Origin of the sequence: Paraglaciecola sp., from assembly GCF_039942875.1 — a bacterium.
Taxonomy (GTDB): Bacteria; Pseudomonadota; Gammaproteobacteria; order Enterobacterales; family Alteromonadaceae; genus Paraglaciecola.
Genome location: NZ_JBDVBQ010000056.1, coordinates 131650 through 153757, shown reverse-complemented (window position 1 = coordinate 153757; position 22108 = coordinate 131650). Strand labels below are relative to the sequence as shown.

Sequence of the window (22108 nt, the reverse complement as noted above, 5' to 3'; positions counted from 1 at the left end):
CGCTTTGGCTGCGGGCTTTTAATGTGTAATGCGTATGCACTAGCCAGCGACCACCTCATAGAGGGTGATAATAATCATGCTGGTCGTAGTTAAAGTATTCATTTTCATGGGTGCAATTTGCCGTATAGACGTCTATATGTCAACCAACAACTGCAGTTGTTTTGTTATTTGTTATACCCGCTTTACGTAAAGGTAAAAAAACTTTGACAGCAGATGTGTGAAATGCCCAATAAAAACCGAGTTAAAGACTATTTAAGGTTGCGTATATATAACCATATGAGTAAGAATTAGTTGTCTTTAAAGCTGATAACCGCTCAACCAATAACCTATGCAACTAACTGAAAAATTAACTATCAACACGCCTTCTTCAGTGCAAGTCATCACCCCAGATTGGGTTAATAATAAGATTCAACTATCAATTAAAAGAGATGATCAAATACATTCCATCATTTCTGGTAATAAATGGCGCAAACTCCATCACACCTTAGAGCAAGCTGTAAAACAGAATACCAAACACATAGTAAGTTTTGGTGGAGGTTTTTCGAATCATTTGCATGCGTTAGGTTATTGCTGCCATCAGTTAAACATTCAATTTACAGCCATTGTGCGAGGTGATTACTCTAAAAATCTAAGCCCTATGTTGCAAGACTTGTTAGATTGGAAAACCGATGTGCAATATGTAGATAGAGTGACCTACAAGAAGCGCACTAACATTGAATATATTCAACAATTACAAAAACAGTATCCACGCGCTTTGTTAATACCCGAAGGGGGCTCACAGCAACAAGCACTGCAAGGTGTAGCAAACATCATCACTGAATTGCCGCAAACTTATGATTATATAATTGCTCCAGTTGCTAGCGGCGGAACTTTAGCAGGCTTAATTAAAGGAGTGTCTACCTATAGCCCTACCACCCAAGTGCTCGGCATAGGGGTGTTAAAAGGCCAAGGATATTTAGAAGAACTAGTGGCCTCTTTACTACCAAACAGGCAGGCATGCAATAACTGGCATATAAACCATGATTTTCACTTTGGTGGATACGCCAAATCAACAACTGAACTTCACGAATTTTGCAGTGACTTTCTAAAACAAACTCACATTCCCATTGAACCTGTATACAGCGGAAAGCTTATTTTTGCCTTAAAAAGGCTTATCTTTGAAGAGTTTTTCCCCGCTAACGCCAAAGTCTTGATTCTGCATACTGGCGGACTTCAGGGCGCAAGAAGTTAAGTTTTTGCAACTAAAGGTGTTTAAATAAATCTTTCAATTTGCAGCGATATTCGGTCAAATAGCGCCTTTATCGTGGAATTAAGACGGAATGCACTTCATTAAATGAATTGGCTTGAATGGTTTAGCGGCTTTGCTGGTGCATCTCCCTTAGAGTGGATTGCTACCATAGCAGGTTTCATATGTGTGTATTTATTGATAAAAAGAAACATTTGGAGTTTTGCATTTGGCTTGATTCAAGTCACCATTTACACATGGATTTTTTATGACGTAAAACTGTATTCAGATATGGTGTTACATGTGTTTTATATTGGATTTCAATTTTACGGTTGGTGGATATGGCGTAATGCTCAAGATTCATCAGGACACGTTATAGTTGTAAAAGGGGCCCCCATAGAATACGCATTATGGTTAATTGCCATAATAGTGGGAACAACAATAGTTGGGACTTTGATGGGCAATAACACTGATGCGAGCTTCCCTTATCCTGATGCGTTTACAACCTGTGCCAGCTTAGTAGCACAGTGGTTATTATCTCGTAAAAAGCTACTCAATTGGACTATTTGGATAGTCGTAGACGTGGTCGCTATTGGTATTTATTGGCAAAAGGGGTTATTTCCAACCTCAGTCTTATATTTTTGCTTACTAATTATGGCAATCATAGGACAATGGCAATGGTATAAAAGCTACCACTCAAATCAAACCCAAGGACCTAATACTTAGTGATTAAAAGAATTGTATTTTTAGGCGGCCCATCAACAGGCAAAACTAGCTTATGTGAAGCCTTGGCGACAAGTCTCAACACCATAACAGTCCCTGAATATGGCCGTGAATATTGGATCACCCACCAAGTTAACCGCCGCCTAACCCCAGAGCAACTCTTACATATTGCGAAAATGCAAAATCAATGGGAAGACCAAGCTGCAGAAAAAGCCAAAGAATATTTACTCTGCGATACCAGTGCCTTTACCACTTGGCATTTTGCCATGCATTATCACCAACAAGCTTTGCCAGAGTTAGAGCAACTCGCAAAAGACTGCTGGAGCCGCTATTCATTAGTGGTGTTATGTGGAGATGAGATCCCCTACGACGACACATGGGAACGATCTGGAGACGCCAACCGTCAAGAATTTCAAGCCTTCAACCGCACCTATATGCAACAACATAATATTCCCTATATTGAGGTTACTGGCGATATTGAGCAAAGAAAACAAACGCTTTTAAAAATGCTCACTCCCAGTAAATTAGAAGCCATCACATAACGCCTTATATAATTGTTTATATTGCAGCTTGCACCCTGACAAATTACTGATAGCATTCTGTTTTTACTGTTTAACCTTGTTTATTAGGATTTCCCTATGTCTCGTGTTTTGATCATTGGAGCTGGCGGTGTTGCTGCAGTTACCATTAAAAAATGTGCTCGTTTACCTGAATTATTTGACGAGATTTACTTGGCCAGTCGCACAGTTTCAAAATGTGAAGCGCTACAAAAAGAAGTAGGCATTGACCGCGTAAAAGGGGTATTTGCTGTAGATGCAGACCATGCAAGTGAAGTCGTCACAGTTATTAATCAGGTGAAGCCTGATTTAGTAGTAAACCTAGCCTTACCCTATCAAGATTTAGCCATTATGGATGCCTGTTTAGAAACAGGAGTAGATTACCTAGATACTGCTAACTATGAGCCTAAAGATGTGGCTAAATTTGAATACTCTTGGCAGTGGGCTTATCAAGATAAATTTGAAAAAGCAGGGTTAATGGCATTATTGGGTAGTGGCTTTGATCCAGGCGTTACCAATGTTTACACAGCTTACGCAGCTAAGCATTACTTCGACGAAATCCATTATTTAGACATAGTAGATTGTAATGGTGGCGACCACGGCCAAGCCTTTGCGACCAACTTCAACCCAGAAATCAATATACGTGAAATCACTCAGCGTGGCAGGTTTTTCGAAAATGGTGAATGGAAAGAAACCGAGCCACTTAGTGTGCGTGAGGACTTAGCGTATCAAAACATTGGGGTACGTGCGTCGTACTTGATGTTTCATGAAGAATTAGAGTCAATCGTAAAGCATTTCCCGACCATTAAACGTGCTCGTTTTTGGATGACCTTTGGCGATGCTTACCTGACGCATTTAAAAGTACTTGAAGGCATAGGTATGACGAGTATCGAACCTATTAATTTTCAAGGGCAGCAAATAGTACCTTTAGAGTTTTTGAAAGCGGTATTACCTGATCCAGGTTCTTTGGCCGACGGTTACACAGGTAAAACCTGTATTGGTACGTATATTACTGGTGTCAAAGATGGCCAAGAAAAAACCATATTTATCTACAATAACTGTGACCATGCTCTATGTCATGAAGAAGTGGGGGCACAAGCGGTGTCTTACACCACTGGTGTACCTGCAATGATAGGTGCCAGCTTAATATTAGACGGCACGTGGAAAAAACCAGGCGTGTGGAATATGGAACAGTTCGACCCAGACCCATTCATGGAAATGCTTAACAAACACGGCTTACCATGGCATGTAATCGAATGTGACCAAAGCCCATTCGCTAAGTAATAAAATCTAGAGTACCCACCTTTAAAAACGTTTAAAGGTGGATTTAAGCCTCCGATAAAATTCAATTCGTTACCAACAACCCAGTTATTTTGATGGCAGACTTTATGTTAAACACTAATATCCCCTCACCCTGTTATGTATGTGAAGAAACAAAATTAGAGGCTAACTTGCAGCTTATGCAGAGGGTGCAACAAGAAAGTGGCGTTGAAATAATTTTAGCCTTAAAGGGCTTTTCTATGTGGTCGACCTTTGATTTAGTTAGTCAGTACCTACAGGGTTCTACCGCTAGTGCGGTATGGGAAGCAAGGTTAGGTAAAGAAGAAATAGGCAAACAGGTTCACGCTTATTCTCCGGCATTTAAACAAAAAGATATTGATGAACTTGTTACTCTTGTTGACCATATATCTTTCAATAGTTTGAATCAGTGGCAAAGATATAAGCAACAAATTTTAGATGCTGGGGTATCCGCAGGACTAAGGGTTAACCCTGAACACCAAGAAGCTGAAACCGAACTTTATGATCCCAGTGCGCCAGGCTCTAGGTTAGGCATAAAATCACAAGATTTAAATGGTGCAGATTTAACAGGTATTAGTGGCCTACATATTCACAATCTATGCGAGTCTGACTCATTCGCCACCGAGCGCACCATACTCTCGGTTGAGAAAAAGTTTGGAAAATGGTTACCGCAACTAACCTGGATTAACTTTGGTGGCGGCCACCTGATGACCAGAGCAGGCTATGATGTGGAGCATTTAATTCAGACTTTAAAAGACTTCAAGGCTAGGCACCCACATTTAACTGTTATTCTTGAACCCGGCTCAGCCGTAGCTTGGCAAACTGGTTTTTTAGTGACAGAAGTAGTGGATATAGTCGACAATGTCGACAAGATAGCCATACTCGATATGTCGGCCACAGCTCATATGCCTGATGTACTTGAAATGCCCTACCGCCCCGAGATTAGCGATGCAGGTAAAGCTAATGAAAAGCCTTACACTTACCGAATTGGCGGGAACTCTTGCTTAGCAGGTGATGCCATCGACTTATATAGTTTTGACCATGAATTACAGATTGGTGAGCGGCTAATATTTGAAGATATGATCCATTACACTATGGTGAAAACTACATTTTTCAATGGTGTAGAGCATCCATCTATCGGTATTATCCGCAAAGATGGCAGTTTTGAGCTAATACGAAAATTTGAATATGAAGACTTTAAAAACAAGCTGTCTTAATGGCAATAAAATCATTAGTATCGCTATTTTTCTAAAATTAAATAAACATAATAAAACATAACATCAGGGATATTTCTATGAACCTAAAAAAGTGGGTAGCAGCTGCTACTTTTGTATTTACCCTAACCAGCTATGCAGACAATATCGTACCTGTTTCAGAAAAGACTCAAAGTACTGCAGCAGCATTGAGAGACAAAGCCTTCAAAGATGATAGCGCCTATGAAATTTTAAAATCTTTAACCACTGAAGTAGGTGCCCGTCACCCTGGAACGCCAGGAGAAAAAGCCGCTATTGAATGGGGAGTAAATAAATTAAAGGCCTTGGGTTTTGATAAAGTTTACACCGAAGATGTAAAAATGAATGGTTGGCTTCGTGGGGTTGAAACCGCAGAGATTATACTTCCTTCATACCAAAAGATGATTATTACCGCCCTAGGCCGCTCTAAATCAACCCCCAAAAAGGGCCTAGAAGCAGAGATAGTCCATTTTAAAAATTATGCGGCACTCGAACAAGCACCAGATGGCAGCCTAAAAGGCAAAATCGCATTTATTAGTAATCGCATGGAACGCTTTAAAAATGGCGCAGGTTACGGCCCAGCCAACATTGCTCGCTCAAAAGGGCACGAAATAGCAGCACAAAAAGGCGCTGAAGCACTACTAATACGTTCTATTGGAACAGATGATCATCGTAACCCACATACGGGGGCGACTAACGTAGCCATGGGATACACTGAAGTTCCCGCGGTAGCTTTGTCTAACCCTGACGCTGACCAGCTTGTACGTTTATTAGAGTACGGACATACACCTAAAATTCGCCTTAATATACAAACTAAAGATTTAGGGCCAATAGTCACTAAAAACGTAATCGGTGAAATTACAGGTAGTGAACGCCCTGACGAAGTGGTTGTAATCGGTGGTCACTTAGATAGCTGGGATTTAGGGACCGGTGCTGTTGACGACGGCGCTGGGGTTGCTATTGCAATGGCCACCGCATCTCTTATCAAAAGCAATACAGACAAAAACCCACGCCGTACAATACGAGTCATACTATGGGGAGCTGAAGAATTGGGATTAATTGGTGCTAGGGCTTATGCTAAAGCTAGAGAAGAAGATGGCTCTATTGCTAATCATATCATAGGGTCTGAGTCTGATTTTGGAGCGGGCCCAGTATATGGGTTACAGTCATCTAACAATATTTCACCTAATGCACTACATGTTGTCGATACTATGGCCAGCTTAATGGGTGAATTAGGCGTCACACGTAGACCTGGTAACACTAGTGGAGGGCCTGATATGATCCCACTTGCGGCCTTAGGCGTACCAGCCATCAACTTGATGCAAAATGGTACTGACTACTTTGACTTACACCACACACCTGACGACACCTTTGATAAGGTTAATCCTGAGCATATGCGACAAAATGTAGCGGCCTGGACTGTCTTCACTTTTATGGCAGCACAATGGCCAGGAAGTTTTAAATAAAACTACAGGTCAAAAATAAAAACGCCTTTACATCAATAAATGTAAAGGCGTTTTTAATAAACAACCCATAATGACTCTGGTAACAAGTCCCTTTTCTTCTAATGTCCTAATTATTAACAAATGTTTCTAAGTCTTCACCCAAGCTGACTTGTGGCGTTTCTATTACACGACCTAGCTCTTTGTCACCATCTAACAATATAATGGTGGGCGTGTATTTTAGTGCAAATTGACTATGCCTATTCCCTGGTTCTTGCTTGTTACGATCAACCCCAACTAATGAGAGGTTGACTAACTTAACTTGAGCTAGGTCCAATAACTTCAATAACCTAGGGACCTCTCGTTCACTGTCGTGACACCAAGTACCAAACAGGACCATCAAAGATTTACCTTCTATCGATTTTATTGCCGTTATTTCTGCCTCACTGGGCTCATAACTGTTATACATCGACTGGAACTGAGGATAATCAGCAATTAACTGAGAGCCAGAAATGGCACCACTGTAATCCACAGGGTTGGCAGAATGTTCATTAGCAGTACTGCAACCCATTGAAACCATCAACACCAACGCTATTAAAAAAATTTTCATGCATAAATCCTTATTTTTATTGTGTTACGAGGCTACCTAAATTTTAGGTTGAGAAAAAGGTTAAACGATAAATTTACTGATATTTGGCATATAATTCTTGCATTAAGGTGCCCATTTCTAAGATATATTGTTCAGCCTCTTGAAGTTCATGCAATTCTATTTTTTGCTCGACTAGCACAGCTAAGTCACTTACTTTTTGAAAACCGTAACTTCCCGCAGAGCCTTTAATTTTGTGCATTAACCCGTTAAGCAATTCCCAGTCTTGCTTCGCTAACGCAGCGTTAATATCGGCTAGCTTTTCTTTAAAGCTCATTCGATACTTATCTACTAATTTATCAAATTCGCTTAACATAACCTCAGGTGCGACACCTTGCTCAGCAGTATCTTTAGCCCCTAGATATGTATTTAACAATTCATAGAATTTTTGATTATCAATGGGTTTTGCAAAATGTTCAGTCGCACCTGCATCGAGTACTTGTTGTTTGCTACCTGCATCAACATTTGCAGTTAACATGACAATAGGACCTGTAAATCCATTTCGTTTCAACATCGCGGTAGTTTGCAAACCATCAAGAACCGGCATTTGCATATCCATCAAAATAAGATCAAAGGTTTGATTTTCAGCAAACGTTAATGCTTGAGAACCATCCTCCGCCAGAACCAAATCAAGACCTGTTTTAGAAAGTAAATAAGACACCAAATCCCGATTATCTTGATTATCATCCACTGCCAGTACTCGGCCGCTCAATTTGGGAATAGTTAGCTCGCTTTTAACCTCGGAGCGGCGCAAAACCTCGACCTGTTGATTTGCAGTTAAAATAGACTTTTCGGCTGACTCAAGCCAAGGTAAATAAACTGCAAATTGGCTACCTTTGCCTTCTTGACTGGTGACTTTAATATGCCCTCCTAGCATTTCTGTCAGCTGTTTACTGATATAAAGGCCTAACCCTGTGCCACCATACTTCCTGTTAATTGCTTGATTACCCTGAGAAAAAGCGGTGAACAAGCGTAGTTGCTGCTCATCACTCATACCAGGACCGGTATCAGATATAACAAATATTAGTCTGCGCCTATAACTATCTAAGTGAATGTTTACATCCACCTGCCCTTCTTGGGTAAACTTGATGGCGTTATTACATAAATTCAGTAAAATTTGCTTGAGCCTTGTACCGTCAGTGATAAATTTTTCTGGTAGCGGAAAGTTCAGATTTAAATGAAATTTAAGGTGTTTCTCAAGGGCAAACCCTTCTATGTGCGAGGCCACTTCATCCAATAGGCTCACTAGGCTAGTTTCTGTTTTGTTTAGCTGAATTTTACCCGCTTCAATTTTAGATAAATCCAGTACGTCATTCACAATATTAAGTAGATACTGCCCACCACTGTGTACTGCTTGGATCGCCTTGTTTTTTTCTTCAGGGCTTGCCAGTGGATCATTTAAAATAGCTGAGTATCCCACTACAGAATTAAGGGGAGTGCGGATTTCATGGCTTACATTCGCTAAAAACAAACTTTTGGCTTCGGTTGCAGACGCTGCTAAATTTTGTTCTTTTTGAGCCAATTCAACTTGGTATTTAATAACGTGTGCCTGCCGAATTTCTTCAGCCTGGTCTTTAATTTTTTGCTCACGCTCCATCACGGCACTTTGCATATTTGAGAATTCGCGCGCTAACTCACCCAGTTCGCTTTTTTCAGATATGTTGATTTTTTCAGTATAACTGCCGCTCGCGACGAGCTGTGCCACTTCCAATAAGCGACTAACTGGGCGAGTGATACTTCGAGCAATAAAAAAAGAACCTAAGAGCGCTAATAAAATACCTACAATAAAAAAGGGTAACAGCTCAACCATAAAAGCGTTTCGTGTTTGAAGCCAAGCACTAATAGAGTCTTGTAAAATCACCACAAAATGCTGGTTGGAGTCTTTGAAAATACTAAAAGGTAACGCCACCACATCATCAGCTTCCATGATAGACATATCTGCTAACAAACCACGGTTCACAAATTTTGAGGAAAGTTGCATCAACTCTTTTTGAATATCAGGACTATTTTCAAGGGTGGATAACAAGATAGTGCTCTGCCCTTCATGCTGTACCAAAACATTGATATCTAATGATATTAATTTTTTGGTGCGAGATAAAAATGCTTGATTAAGCCTTTTACCCATTAACAACCAACCAATAGTGGCAGGAGCTTTAATTGGGTCTGCTGACATCATGTAAGCTTGATTACCTACCATGGCAATCCAGGGCATATTTTGTTGATTTTTATTTAGGTTTTTTGCAAATGAATGACCAACTATGACATCTTCATTTCCATACTGGGCAATCAACTCAAAATCATTGTCTAATACTAGAGCGATATCAGCGTTAATACGTTTACCATGGTTAAACAACACACTTTTAATTGACCGAGCATCTTCTCCTTGCCCAATAGCACTTCGTAATGCCCAGTCTTTGGCTATGGTCTCAACACTAGAATCAAGGTGCTGTTTGGCAATAGTCACCTCATTCATAAACACATTTTCGCCCACCTTGAGACGTGCAATAAACTCCCGCTCGGCTTGATTGTAGGCAGCCTGATAAATACTAATTAGCGTTAATGTAAATACTAAAGTAAATAAACTAACTACCAGCAAAAACACCTTCTTTTGCAAGGGAGTCCAGATCAATTGTTTACCTTTTTGTAAATGTGTTTTCAAAATCTCATCCAAAGCTTGTTCAGCATAAAATCCATGGGATAAAGGTCAACTCTTAATAATGAGCCTATACAGACAAACAAACCTTAATCTAAATTTCAAAAAACGGATATTCATACCTTTAAATGACGCTTAAATTTTAAACTACCCAGAATAGCAATTTAATAACTTAAAATTATCACGTTTTTGTCATTTATTTGGAGGGCTGCAATTGCACCACCAAGCAATATCGATTAACCTTTGTTCAGAAAGTGTAAATTTCAACCAATTCAATATATTAAAACAATAAAAGTGGTAGAGATGGACCAAAAATTAAGCCAAGCCGAATCGATTGTTTTACGAATATCGAGAGGTGACAAAGAAGCAGAACAAGAACTCATCACTACCTACTATCGTGGTTTAGTGTTTATTCTTAATAGACAAACTCAAAACCAAGCCCTCTCCGAAGATTTAGCACAAGATACGTTTATAGTCGTTATCCAAAAAGCGAGAGCTAATGGTATTACTAATCCGGCAGCTCTTTCGGCTTTCATCAGACAAACTGGTATTAACCTATTAATAGGTCATAAACGTAAAGAGTCACGTCGCGATACCCATGGGGTTGACAATATTGAAGTACACTCCCCCACCGAAAACATGGAAATCAGTCAAGCCTTACACTCAGGTAAGCTACTCGAAATAACCACACAGTTACTCAATGAACTAAAAAGCCCAAGAGACAAAGAAATTCTGCAAAATTACTTCGTTTACGAGCAAAACAAACAGCAAATCTGTGAAGACTTAGCCCTAACTAAAGAACACTTTGACAGAGTATTGTTTAGAGCTAGGCAAAGGCTTAAGCAGTTAATTCAACATAAACTTGGAAGTGAAGATAAATCATCAAAAATTACCGCAACCTATCTAGGCCTAGGTATTTTTGTAGCTGCTTTCAATCTACAAAACTCTGAATTAAAAAGGGAATATTTATTCGCAACACAAGTGAGAGATAAGCAGCATCAAGAGCACTTACCAATTACAACGCCAACAATGAACAGTCGCTATATACCCAAACTAACCAATTTGAGTATGCCGTTAACGTCTAAGTCAAGGAGCGTATGAATAAAATGCACCCAAACAAAATGGATGATGAGTACATCACTCAAAACGACATAATACAGAAGTATTTGCGCAACAAACTGACACCAGAAGAAACGGTAGAGTTTGAAGAATACATAATGGATAAACCCCACTTACTGGAGCAATTGGAATTGGATAGTGTGATGGTAGAGACAATGCCGAATGTTAAGGGTACCCCTAAAAAAAGTTTTCTTTGGGGTACTTCTATGCTTCCAAGCTTTCTTTCTGGAACAGCTTGTATCGCTGTTGTTTCAGTATTCTTTTTAACGCAAACAGACTCGAGCCAAAACTATCCAAGTCCCAACATTGTATATTTAGAAAGTTACCGTAGTGCCAATACAAGCACACAGATCAACTCATCTAACATTACTTCATCTTTATTTGTAGTGGATACCAGTGACTTCGCCGAAGATAAATTTGATGTGATGCTGCAATTACCCGATGGTAGTAAACACACATTAACTACTGAGTTACTAGTAAATGAGTCAAAGGAAGTGATATTTTCGATTAAAGATAACTCATTACTGATATCAGACAGCATTATTATTGTTAGCCCATCTAATAGTGCACAGGCGCCTTTAAGCTTTCCCATAACCTTAAATACCAATGGTTAATGGGAGCAAAAAAGTGAATCAACCTAGATTATTTCCAATCTACGCCAAAGAGCCTCTACTAACTGAAGATGAAATAAATGAGATAGCTGAATATTTAACCGGCGTAAAACCTGAAGAGCTAGCTTCAAGCAATACAAAGTCAAATATTGCAATTATTAATTCTCAATCAAAACTAAAAAATCTAGATGCAGGCTACACTTATTTCGGTCAATTTATTGCACATGAAATAATACCTTGCAGTAGCCCAGAGCCTAGTGAACACAACTATACAACAACACCCGAACTAGATTTAAAAAGCCTATATGGAGAGCCATCCCAATATTCCATGTTATTTGATGATAAAGGTAAGTTCAGAGTCAGTGACACTAGACCTTATGATGTTATAAGAGATGAAAATGGGCGAGCGCTTATTCCAGATCAACGCAATGACGAGAATGCAATTATTATACAGTTTCATGTGCTTTGGCAAAATATTCATAATAAAATTATCGACTTTATAACCCTAAATATGGATAAAAAATGCAAAGTCGACTCTATTACTATTCATAATGAAGCTCGCCAGATTACTACCTCTCTTTTTCAGTACTTAACTATTTATGACTATGCAGAACGTATCCTCCACCCAGATGTTTTCAAATGTTATTTTGGGACCATATCTAAAGATTCAACAATTCAAACGAAAGAATACATTCTTAAAGACAAAAATAAATTAGAGGCTATTCCAGTAGAATTTTCACATGCCGCTTTTCGATTCGGGCACAGCATGGTAAGAAGTGACTATAATTTAGATATTAAAGATGATCAAAAAGATCAAAGAACTCTAACTGAAATATTTAGAGGACAAAATAATGGAAACCTTCCACTTACATTAAAAATTAAGAATTGGCAGGCATTTTTTAGTAATGACTTGAATTCAAAGGCGACTCAACAAGCTAGTAACATTGACTCTAGAGTAACATCAAGTATGGCTAACATTCCTATTGAAAAGCATATTGTTAAGTTAAATTTATTAGCAGGAGATAGAGCTAAATTACCATCTGGAGACTGTATAAGTGACTGGATATTCAATAGACATAAAGTATTAATTAGAGATTGCCAACTTGAAAAAAGTGAGAAAAATATATGCGGAAGTATTTTCAAAGTAGACAACCAAGGCGCGCGCCCACTACCACTTTGGTTGTACACTTTACAAGAAGCTGAATTTACAACTCCTTACGCTAAAAGGTTAGGTGGAATAGCAAGTATAATTATTTCCGAAGTTCTTAGAAAAGCAATTTTAAGTCAACAAGCAAATACAAGCTCCTCTGCGAACTGCTGCAATATCCTGCAAACGATAGAAAAACGCTCTGAACCATTATGGTCAATATGGCAAAAAAGCTCTAAAAACAAAACTATGTATTCTTTAATTAACCTACCTTTTTAAACGGAGAATAAAAATGACAAAACCAATATTCCCATCTAGTTGGGAGATCACCGACTATTATGTAAGTGAAGTCACAAATGTCTCTGCGGGTGAAACCTTAGCAGACTACCACCCAACAGGAAGAGGTAAGCCAAAACCTACCAACAAACCCTGTCACTTGATAAGCTCAAAAGTTGCCACCGATAATAATGGTAAAGATGTATATATCAAACTTGAAGTTTCCACTAAAGGCACAAATAGCTCTCCGTGGAATGTAAAATCAAAAGAAATATTAGATGCATCAAAATTTTACCCTGCAAGTGAGCGTTTATTAGTTTCTGCTCCAGTTGAGATTCGTGGGGGAATTGACAAATTTACACACGCCACATTAATGATTGAATATAACAAAAATGAAAAAAAAGAAGTGGAATTTACTACACACGTATTATGGGAAAATCGTCAGAGTACCTCACCGAGTTTAACATCAGCACCTGAACAAATGTTACTCAAGAACCCTAACTTTAGAACCACCAGTTACACCTGGATTAGTTAATTTTTGATGGCCTCACTCGCACGGATGCTAGGGTGGTTACTTTTCCTTACTATTATGGGCTTAGGAGTTCATCAAAACCCAGAAGCCCATGAAGCAAGCCCTGGCTCATCATTCCATATTTTTGAGACTGAGGTTCATTCTTCAAAAGAGCAGAGTATCTATTGGATATACAGTGATAGCCCTTACACACTGAAAGTATATCAAAATGGACAATTATTGAGCCGCGTACACCTTGTTGATGAAAAGCCTGTATTTAATTACTTAATTTCACCAAAAACTAGCGACGACTTAACCTATACAATAACAATGACTAATGATGCTGAGTACAAAGACCATCCTCATACCCATATAATTAAAAAAATCGATACCTCAGGGCATATTGTGGAGTCCGTAAATCACGGTTTAACATTACTTCGTTCAGACAATGCTTCACTATTTTATTCGAATCATCAAACCACTAAAGGCAGCTCAATCACTGATGATGTAAATAATTTAGTCCTCATATCTCCCAGCACATTACACACCTGCAATAACATAAGTGCCAAACAAAACATAAATGAAGCAATCAATTCCAAGCACACTGAAGCAAATCTATTAAACTCGTGCGCCTTGCTACCAACTCTAGGTGCAGATATCGCATTTAATACAGGAATGTTTAGTGAAGCCCTTCCCCAATACACCCAAGCACACCAATTTTTGAATGAAAATTTAGAATGTGCATCTTCTGAGCATTGCACTTATACCATTATGAAAATGGGCTTCAGCCAAGTACTAATTGGCGCGGAAACGAGCGAGCAAAGTCTTATAAAATTAGGGCTTAGAAATTTGGAAAAGTCGCTAGACCTAGCTCAAACCAGTCAAATGCACGATTTGTTGCCAGAAGTCTACAACGGGCTTGCTACTTTTTATTGGATATCTAATGACAAAGAGCAATCTATTCATTATTTAAAGCAGGCTATTTACCATACAGAGCTGATTAATAATTCAGAAGAAGCAACAGTTAGTTACTCAAATAATTTAGCGTTAATTTATATGTCGATGGGAGAACTGTTAAATGCTCAACATTTACTTCAAAAATCGATCTACTTAAGTCGAGAGTTGCCAGATAAGGTATCATTAGCGACACAGCTTCATAATTATGCAAAGGTAGCCACACAGTTAGGTAACCATAAAAAAGCAAAGCGTTACTTCAAAGAAGCCATAAATATTTTTGACAATGAAGCCTCTGAACTTGGAGCTTTAAATACCGGTTTGTCATTAATAAAACTAGCCTTTGAAACAAAAGACTACGAAAGTGTCATAGCTCAATACAAAAAAATACATCTAGGAGTAAAAAAGAACCTACAAGACCAAATTCCTATTATTGAAGCTGCATACTTTCTATCCAAAAGCTATAGTAAACAAAAAGACAATAGCACTTTTGCAGTCACTCAAGAACCATCTAAATACACATCTAGAGATATAGACAAAGTAATTTTTAGCTTATATTTAGCCGAGGCATACTTAAACTATGGTGAGTTTGACACAAGTTCAAAATGGCTCGATTACTCGCAGCTATATTTAAAACAAAACCAGACAGAAAACCTAAAATACAACCAATTACGCATTGCACTGTCTATTAGTAAAAACAAATTTCAATTGGGTAATACTCAGGTTACCAAATACTTCAAGGATGCATTCACACTTTTACTCACCAAAACTAATGGTATGGACATCAGACTAGATGGCCCAAGTTGGATGAGCCAGTCAAAAGACTTAGTTAGCACATACATTTCACACCTACTCAAGCAACCAGATATAGATTCTCATAACTTGGCCTTTGAAACACTAGAGAGTTACTTCAGCTTTATGCTCAGAAAGAGCCGTCAATATTACTCTGAGCTTGAATATGAAAACCAAAACACCCACGAGTTATCAAAAGAAAAATATAGAGCCGAGGGTCTATTAGTATCTGTTAGTAGCAAAGAAGATAAACAACAAATACTAAATCAGATTGATAAAATAGAAGAGCAGAAATCTTATGAATTAACCTCAAAAAGAATTACCACTGACTACACTGAGCTCTTCGAAAATTTAGATATCAACGCTATAAAAACTAAACTATCAAGCAATGAAGCTGTTTTACGGTATGTACAACTTAATGCTGAATATAAAGCTTTTTTAATTACAAAAAATAATTACAAATTAATCACTATTGAAAAAGATATGATTCAGTCAGATCTGAGCATTGCGTCAAATGGTCATTCAAGTTATTCCAAAATAATGAATGCTTCACACTTACCAATACAATGGCTAATGGCAGAAAACATAGACAAACTTTACGTGGCGAGTGACGGCGAAGTTAATCAGCTATCGATCTCAGCAGCAAAAGTCACAACTTCAGAGAATCGTAAGGAATATTTAGCGGCATTGTTTGAAGTAATTAGAGTGCCTTCGTTGTCAGAATATTTTTCTAAAACGAACAATAAAGCCAGTCATAATGGACAATTTACTATTTTTGCTAATCCTGATTTTTCTTACTTAGGCACAGATAATAACGCTGGGGAATTTAATAATTCTTGGCGTAATAACTTATCTCCTTTACTTGGTAGCAAATCCGAATTAGCGGTCATTAAAAATCTATTCCCAAATGAACGCTTAAATTTGAGTGGAGACACTGAAGCAACTAACCAAGAACTTATGTCTAGCACATCTAGATCGTCTAAGATTTGGCACATTGCTACCCATGGTTATTATGATCCCAGCGCTCCAGAGATTGTTGGACTAGCAACAACGAGAAGTAAAGACGAGCTTGGCCGAGTTACCTCTGGTTTTTTGTCATTAAACGAACTTTTGAGCCAGCCAGTATCGGCACATTTAGTTGTTTTAAGTGGCTGTGATACTTCATTAGGAAAATATAGTGAAAGCGAAGGTTTGAGTGGATTGGCAAAAGGAATGTTAGCGCAAGGGGCGGGCTCGGTGATAAGTACTATCTGGGAGGTTTCGGATAAAAGCACAGCTATTTTCATGAAGTACTTTTATCAATCCTTAAAACTGAACAAAGGCGATATATCTAAATCGTTTACTTCAGCAAAACGCAAAATGATAAAATCTGGGCGCTATAAACATCCAAAATATTGGGCTGGCTATAATTTAACGATAGCCAAAAAAGAATACGAACAAGTAGAATTGTACTAGCCTAAAATTTACAGCGGATTTAGATAAACTTTTAATTGCTGTTAGTTAACAATAAAATTTTACTCTGTGTCGCAAAAAACTTCCCCATTGCTTTCAGCCCTTCTAATCACTATTATCTAAGACATAGACTTTAGTAGTATGCATGGTGCAAAACTCTATTGGCATTTGGAACAAATTTACATGGCATCAAATTTGAGCGATTCTGACTATACCCGCTCGGTACAGTCTCTCATAAATCAAGTTCAACAAGATTCTACCCGTAAAGATTCTTTTTTCGAACTAGCCCAAGTTTACTATACATCATGCCAAGCTGATGCTGGCGCGCTCAGAATCTGCCAAGCAAACCTAAAAGGAGCTGAAGAGTATTTAGACACAGTGCCTGAAAACAAGCGTGAATATGCTCAACAGCAAGTTAAAAAATTTCAACATGAATTGAAATTAGAAGAGCACAAACAATTTACCGACCGCCAACATCGATACAAATGCTTAGCAAATATCTGTGTCAATATATTGAGATTAACTGAAGGCAAAAATCAACAACAAACCGAACTAAAAAGCTCTAAATTACTAGCCACTCTATTTATGTTGTCGAGTACAGATGTTGGTAAGAGGCAGTACATGCATCAGCTTTTCAAACCTTTGTATAAAGCGGTTTTATCTTTAAGGTTGTTAGATAAATTATTAGCTGAAGACAAATTAACCAATACCTATATTACCAGTAGATTTGACCCAGCAACCCGCTTCTCGAAAGGTCCAGGGCGCTATAGCCAATTTCAACTTGATGTGGCTATCCCTGTAATCATTGCCGCCCTTTTACAAGATGTAGGCATGCAACACCCAGAAACACAGCGTTTGCTAAAAGGAGCTGACGGGACGCAAGATGAGTTTCGTGTTTTAGATAGAGAAACCCGCACATTACTACTAATAATTAATCACGAACAAACCCAAGATTTTATTAAAAATGGGATTGGGATATCTGAATACGAGGGCAATGACTCAGATAAAAAGCAACGTTATGAAAAAAAACAAGCTAACCGCATGAAGTTCGTGTTTGGCCTATTAACTGATGCCGTTAAACCTACAGAAGACAGTATTGGCAATATTATTAAAATTCCCCAAATATATTCATCTTTTATACTATCAACTAAGCCAATTTATCGCTTTTTAGATTTGCCAAACGTTATCTCTGTGCTTAAAAACTCTGCTAAACATGGGTTTATATGTAGTCATGCATGTGAGTCTTTTATTGAGCTAGTTGGGCATTTTCCGTTAGGCTTGGGTATGTTGTACCTGCTACCGCACAAACAAGATGATTACTACTATGCCATCGTTACCCGTTTAAACCCTAAACATCCAAACAGTCCAACTTGCAGACGTGTAACGAGTTTAGATTGCGATAATGAAGATGAGAAAGACTTCACCTTATTAGAAGATAACAATTTGTTTTACGAACAGCCCAAACAACATCTGGAAAGTTTAAGCCAAGAAGCTTTGAACACCCTGCGCGAAATCCATATTCATCAACTAAGCGAGACGAAGCTACCTGACTACAATGAAGGCTTTTGGAACCCCCATAGATACTTCAGTATTAACAAGCAGCAAGCACTTTGGAGCTAGTTGAGTAAAGGTTACTTATTGTCATGTTTTTTAATGGCGATAAGCTTTGAAGCCGTTACCTTAAGGTAAGGTTAATTAGGGTAATAGAATTAGTTGGAGTTGGCCATAAGCCGGGTTTTGTCGTGGGTAATCATTCATCTAGGCCAGCAATCACTCACTGGCTCAAGCAACACACCCGATCTCAACGTGGGCCACGCCATAAGAGATCCTATTTGGTCTTGCTCCGGGTGGAGTTTACCTTGCCGTACACTGTTACCAGCGACGCGGTGCGCTCTTACCGCACCCTTTCACCCTTACCGATTTATTACGAATAACAAAAAGGCGGTCTTCTCTCTGCTGCACTTGTCGTCGGCTTACACCGCCCAGGCGTTACCTGGCACCCTGCCCTGTGGAGCCCGGACTTTCCTCCCTCTAGAAATTCACAAGTGAAAACTAAACGGCGATTACCAGGCCAACTCCGCGGCGGATTCTACAGGCTATACAAAGCTCAGTAAACGGATTATGGCAATTCATATTACTTAAATTCATTTGGGACATCGACACCTTCACTCTTTAACCATTGTAAGGCTGCTTCCATATCTGTAAAAACGTGCCTTGTAAAAGCAATGTGTTTATCAAAATATAATGTTTGCTCTTTATACTTTTCAAAGAGGTGGAGCTTAAGTGAGCCTTTACTATTTATCAGAGCCTCTCTGGTCAAGCCATTAGCCACAGACTGCTTGACGGTTTCTACTATGATGGGCTCACACTCTGGAGTAAATAATTCCCAGTCGGTCATTTCAGTTATTACCGTCCAAGGTTGGCCATGCAGTACGGCTGATTTTTGATAAATATCTTGCTGAAAAGCGCGTGTAGTTTCTTGATTCCACGCGCCTTTCATTTCTAAAAATAAGACTCGCTCATAACGAGTTAATGAATAAAACCCATGCTGAATAAACATTCTATGGTATCCCTTACAATTTACTTCCAAGTATGGCTAAACTGTAGGCTAGAACGGTAAGAAATTAAATGAATAATCTAAGAGAGTTTGTGTAACGCTTTGCTCACCAAAGTTGATTAACTTGATACGTCGAAGTAATTTAGTTTCTAATGTATCTGACTCTAGCTCACTGAAAACTAATTTTACTGTAGAAACCGCGCCGCTTGGTTCGATAGTCAAGTTAACCGTAAGTTTACCTTCAAGGCTAGGATCTGATCTCAAAGCCCTGCGATAGATGGCGTATATTGCACCTTTATTGGCATCGAGTACTTTACGGATAGACTCTAAATCTCGGCTCCCGATTACTTGGTCGTCAACCACTAATTGCTTAGCCGCAATAGAGGCTAGACCTTCAGTTGGTGCAGCATATTCAGTTGTTTTTGTGCCTTTAAGCTCGCCTTTAGAACCAATATCAGTGGTCAATTGGCTTGTATCAACACCGCCACTGTTGCCAGCTACTTTTTTACCAACAAACTTTCGTTGAGTTTGGTCGCTAGCCCCTGCACCTTTAATCGTTTCAGTATCGGCTAAATTGTTAATACTAGAGTCATCACGCAAACTTGCTAAATCATCTTGAAACGCCAGTACACCAGATTGTTGTGCTTTAGCCTTAGCTTGTTCGGTAATTTCAGCCTGAGTGGGTACGTTGACCTTAACGGGTTCTGGCTTAGGTTGAGCCTTTTTAGGCTCTAGTGGCTTTGGTTTTGGAGGCTCTTTTTTAGGCTCTGGTTTTGGCTTCACGGGCTCAGGCTCAATAGGCTTAGGCTTTGGAATAGGTTTAGGTTTAGGCGGCTCAACTTTCCTGGGAGCCATAATACGGGTTAATTGAGCGGGTACCTTTTCTTTTTCCGCTCTAGGTCTTTCGGGCAACTCTTGAAATTTTACAAACGCCGCAAAGATTAACGTTATGCACAATACAATAACGGTAATAGTGGTAAAACGCTTGTTTTCAGCACTACTTGATGACCAAGGCAGCTCGGTCACAAAACTATTTGCGGTCAACAGCTTGCTGTTTTGAGTGGCTGTGGCAACGTTCATACTGATTCCTGTTGCGCAGTATCGGTGGCTGTTTGTTGTTCATTAGGCATTTCACCTTCTACCGCCAAGGATATATTTGTAAATCCCATCTCAGCGCAAGTTTGCATAATTCTTTTTAATACTGTGTAAGGAATGCTTTTGTCACCCATAATTGTAATCGCTCTTGCAACGGGCTCTTCAGTATTAGAGATTTCTGACGTTGAATTAGTTGAACGATTAACTTGATATTCAAGTTCAGTCACTAATTCAGAAATAATATCTTGATCCTGATTTAAGATATTAGCTACATCAACTAGTTTTCTACCTTGCAGGATTAACTCTTGGTTATTCACCATCAAAATTAGGGTTTCTTTGGCGGCTTTTTGAGAAGTAGATTTTGGCAGTTCGACACTTTTGTTATTTTGTAAAACTTGCACGTCTGAGGCGTTCACCATCAAGAAAAAAACCAAAATGGTAAAAATATCCATCAAAGATACCAAACTTAATTTTGACTCTTTTGCCATACGCTTATGATGCCGTTGCATCCGCAAAGCTCTCGCTGACTTTTTCATTACTTACTCCCCTGCTCTGCACGTAAAGGCGCATCACCCAATGAGATTTCAGGAAATAATTCAGCATCTACCACAGAGGTAATCAATACATCTTCGTATGAACGAGTGGTGTCCATCAGGGCAACGATTACCTCGTAAGGGGTATTCTCTTCAAGCAATAATGTCGCTGCTTTTTTATCGATATCTTTGTTTAATAAGCTTTGTTTGATTTGTTTTAGTACCATTTGCAATGCCTCGTAATCGTGGCCCTGCTCTGTACTAGGTAATTCTTTCACCAAATAACCCTGAGGGTAATAAACCGCAACACTATTGGCACGTACAACTAGCTCTAAACGTTGATCTTTTGTGTCAATAGCTGCAGAACTTGCATCACCTAACTCTGGCAAGGAAAGTTCTAATACAGTAATACGGGAAAAAACCATCATCATTAACAACACTGGAACCAGCACTATCATCAAGTTCATAAATGAAGTGATATCAAGTTCAGCGTCTTGTTTTGGCTTGCGCCCTTTTCGCCCGAATGATGCTCTACCAGCCATAAAAACGTCCTAGATCCTATCTTTAACTATCAGCTCAATTAACTATCGTCAGATGAGCGTGAACGAGTGTTCAAATCATTACGAGCAATCAAAGCATTCACACACTTCACGCCAGCCATTTCCATGCTGTCGATGATTTCAGTGGTTTTAGTTTGTATAACAGAATGAAATGCTAAAAGAGGAATGGCGGCGATCAACCCAAATGCTGTGGTATTCATGGCAACTGAGATACTTTGAGATAACAAACTCGCTTTTTCTGAAGGGTCTGCGGTAGCCACGGCAGAAAACGCAGCAATCAATCCAATAATAGTACCTAGTAGTCCCAACAAGGTTGAGATGTTGGCCAAGGTAGCTAAATACGCTGTACGTTTTTCTAAACGAGGGGTGGTTTCCAACAAACCTTCCTCCATCGCATATTCAATGTCTTCACGTCTTTGGCTATGATTTAATCTCGCCATACCCGCACCAATAATGCGGCTAATTGGCGCTTTACTACTGCTAGCAAAACTTAAAACACCTGCATAGTCATGTTTGTTCAGCAAAGGCTCCATTTGTTTGAACGCTTTTTTATTGACACTTTTTGCAAAGCTAATAAAGAAATAGCGCTCAATAGCAATGGCTAAGCCTAATGCTAGCACCACTGCAATTGGGAACATAAAGGCGCCCCCTTCCTGAAAAAATCTTACAATTGTTTGGAAAAAATCCATGACTTACTCCTAAAAATCAGTAGGTGCACTATATA

Annotated in this window: 19 protein-coding genes and 1 other RNA gene; 12 read left to right on the top strand and 8 right to left on the bottom strand. The window is 39.0% G+C overall.

Annotated features, from left to right (window positions below):
* The first annotated feature begins 328 nt into the window (after nt 1-328).
* The 6 genes from ABJE44_RS20330 to ABJE44_RS20305 all read left to right on the top strand — a co-directional run bounded on the left by ABJE44_RS20330 (nt 329) and on the right by ABJE44_RS20305 (nt 6502).
* Nucleotides 329-1231, top strand: a complete 903-nt coding sequence (locus ABJE44_RS20330) for a pyridoxal-phosphate dependent enzyme (protein ID WP_348112030.1) — start codon at nt 329-331, stop codon at nt 1229-1231.
* A gap of 102 nt (nt 1232-1333) precedes the next feature.
* The gene (gene pnuC / locus ABJE44_RS20325; protein WP_348112031.1) at nt 1334-1951 is read left to right on the top strand and encodes a nicotinamide riboside transporter PnuC; all 618 of its coding nucleotides are present in this window, start codon (nt 1334-1336) and stop codon (nt 1949-1951) included.
* The gene (locus ABJE44_RS20320) at nt 1951-2490 is read left to right on the top strand and encodes an ATP-binding protein (RefSeq protein ID WP_348112032.1); all 540 of its coding nucleotides are present in this window, start codon (nt 1951-1953) and stop codon (nt 2488-2490) included. Before pnuC ends, ABJE44_RS20320 begins: the two co-directional genes overlap by 1 nt.
* A 96-nt stretch (nt 2491-2586) precedes the next feature.
* On the top strand, nt 2587-3789 hold the full coding sequence (locus tag ABJE44_RS20315; protein ID WP_348112033.1) for a saccharopine dehydrogenase family protein: 1203 nt from the start codon (nt 2587-2589) through the stop codon (nt 3787-3789).
* 92 nt (nt 3790-3881) lie between these two features.
* Nucleotides 3882-5021: a carboxynorspermidine decarboxylase gene (gene nspC / locus ABJE44_RS20310; RefSeq protein WP_348112034.1), complete on the top strand. Its 1140-nt coding sequence runs from the start codon at nt 3882-3884 to the stop codon at nt 5019-5021.
* A 77-nt stretch (nt 5022-5098) separates the two neighbouring features.
* Entirely contained in the window at nt 5099-6502 is a 1404-nt protein-coding gene (locus ABJE44_RS20305) for a M20/M25/M40 family metallo-hydrolase (RefSeq protein WP_348112035.1), read from the top strand.
* A 106-nt stretch (nt 6503-6608) separates the two neighbouring features.
* Here ABJE44_RS20305 and ABJE44_RS20300 read toward each other — a convergent pair whose 3' ends face one another.
* Together ABJE44_RS20300 and ABJE44_RS20295 are read right to left on the bottom strand one after the other, a co-directional pair.
* A complete protein-coding gene (locus ABJE44_RS20300) occupies nt 6609-7088 on the bottom strand; it encodes a thioredoxin family protein (RefSeq protein WP_348112036.1) in 480 nt (159 codons plus the stop codon).
* Nucleotides 7089-7161: 73 nt separating this feature from the next.
* Nucleotides 7162-9783: an ATP-binding protein gene (locus tag ABJE44_RS20295; RefSeq protein WP_348112037.1), complete on the bottom strand. Its 2622-nt coding sequence runs from the start codon at nt 9781-9783 to the stop codon at nt 7162-7164.
* A gap of 297 nt (nt 9784-10080) precedes the next feature.
* Here ABJE44_RS20295 and ABJE44_RS20290 point away from each other — a divergent pair, with 297 nt between their 5' ends.
* From ABJE44_RS20290 to ABJE44_RS20265, 6 genes are all read left to right on the top strand, one after another.
* Nucleotides 10081-10878, top strand: a complete 798-nt coding sequence (locus ABJE44_RS20290; RefSeq protein ID WP_348112038.1) for a sigma-70 family RNA polymerase sigma factor — start codon at nt 10081-10083, stop codon at nt 10876-10878.
* Nucleotides 10875-11510 carry a hypothetical protein gene (locus tag ABJE44_RS20285; RefSeq protein WP_348112039.1) on the top strand — a complete coding sequence of 212 codons (636 nt, stop codon included), beginning with the start codon at nt 10875-10877 and terminating at the stop codon, nt 11508-11510. Before ABJE44_RS20290 ends, ABJE44_RS20285 begins: the two co-directional genes overlap by 4 nt.
* Before the next feature lie 13 nt (nt 11511-11523).
* Nucleotides 11524-12933 carry a peroxidase family protein gene (locus ABJE44_RS20280; RefSeq protein WP_348112040.1) on the top strand — a complete coding sequence of 470 codons (1410 nt, stop codon included), beginning with the start codon at nt 11524-11526 and terminating at the stop codon, nt 12931-12933.
* 13 nt (nt 12934-12946) lie between these two features.
* Nucleotides 12947-13465: a hypothetical protein gene (locus ABJE44_RS20275; RefSeq protein ID WP_348112041.1), complete on the top strand. Its 519-nt coding sequence runs from the start codon at nt 12947-12949 to the stop codon at nt 13463-13465.
* 6 nt (nt 13466-13471) lie between these two features.
* Nucleotides 13472-16642, top strand: coding sequence for a CHAT domain-containing tetratricopeptide repeat protein (locus ABJE44_RS20270; protein ID WP_348112109.1), 3171 nt, complete (start codon nt 13472-13474; stop codon nt 16640-16642).
* A 180-nt stretch (nt 16643-16822) separates the two neighbouring features.
* On the top strand, nt 16823-18259 hold the full coding sequence (locus ABJE44_RS20265) for a hypothetical protein (protein WP_348112042.1): 1437 nt from the start codon (nt 16823-16825) through the stop codon (nt 18257-18259).
* A gap of 91 nt (nt 18260-18350) precedes the next feature.
* Here ABJE44_RS20265 and rnpB read toward each other — a convergent pair.
* The 6 genes from rnpB to ABJE44_RS20235 all read right to left on the bottom strand — a co-directional run bounded on the left by rnpB (nt 18351) and on the right by ABJE44_RS20235 (nt 22073).
* Nucleotides 18351-18718: RNase P RNA component class A (rnpB, locus tag ABJE44_RS20260), an RNA gene on the bottom strand.
* Nucleotides 18719-18773: 55 nt separating this feature from the next.
* Nucleotides 18774-19199: a hypothetical protein gene (locus tag ABJE44_RS20255; protein ID WP_348112043.1), complete on the bottom strand. Its 426-nt coding sequence runs from the start codon at nt 19197-19199 to the stop codon at nt 18774-18776.
* Between the two features lie 48 nt (nt 19200-19247).
* Nucleotides 19248-20276, bottom strand: coding sequence for an AgmX/PglI C-terminal domain-containing protein (locus ABJE44_RS20250; RefSeq protein ID WP_348112044.1), 1029 nt, complete (start codon nt 20274-20276; stop codon nt 19248-19250).
* A complete protein-coding gene (locus tag ABJE44_RS20245; RefSeq protein ID WP_348112045.1) occupies nt 20273-20827 on the bottom strand; it encodes a biopolymer transporter ExbD in 555 nt (184 codons plus the stop codon). Before ABJE44_RS20245 ends, ABJE44_RS20250 begins: the two co-directional genes overlap by 4 nt.
* The gene (locus ABJE44_RS20240; protein ID WP_348112046.1) at nt 20827-21366 is read right to left on the bottom strand and encodes a biopolymer transporter ExbD; all 540 of its coding nucleotides are present in this window, start codon (nt 21364-21366) and stop codon (nt 20827-20829) included. Before ABJE44_RS20240 ends, ABJE44_RS20245 begins: the two co-directional genes overlap by 1 nt.
* Before the next feature lie 38 nt (nt 21367-21404).
* The gene (locus tag ABJE44_RS20235; RefSeq protein WP_289029991.1) at nt 21405-22073 is read right to left on the bottom strand and encodes a MotA/TolQ/ExbB proton channel family protein; all 669 of its coding nucleotides are present in this window, start codon (nt 22071-22073) and stop codon (nt 21405-21407) included.
* Between the last annotated feature and the right edge of the window lie 35 nt (nt 22074-22108).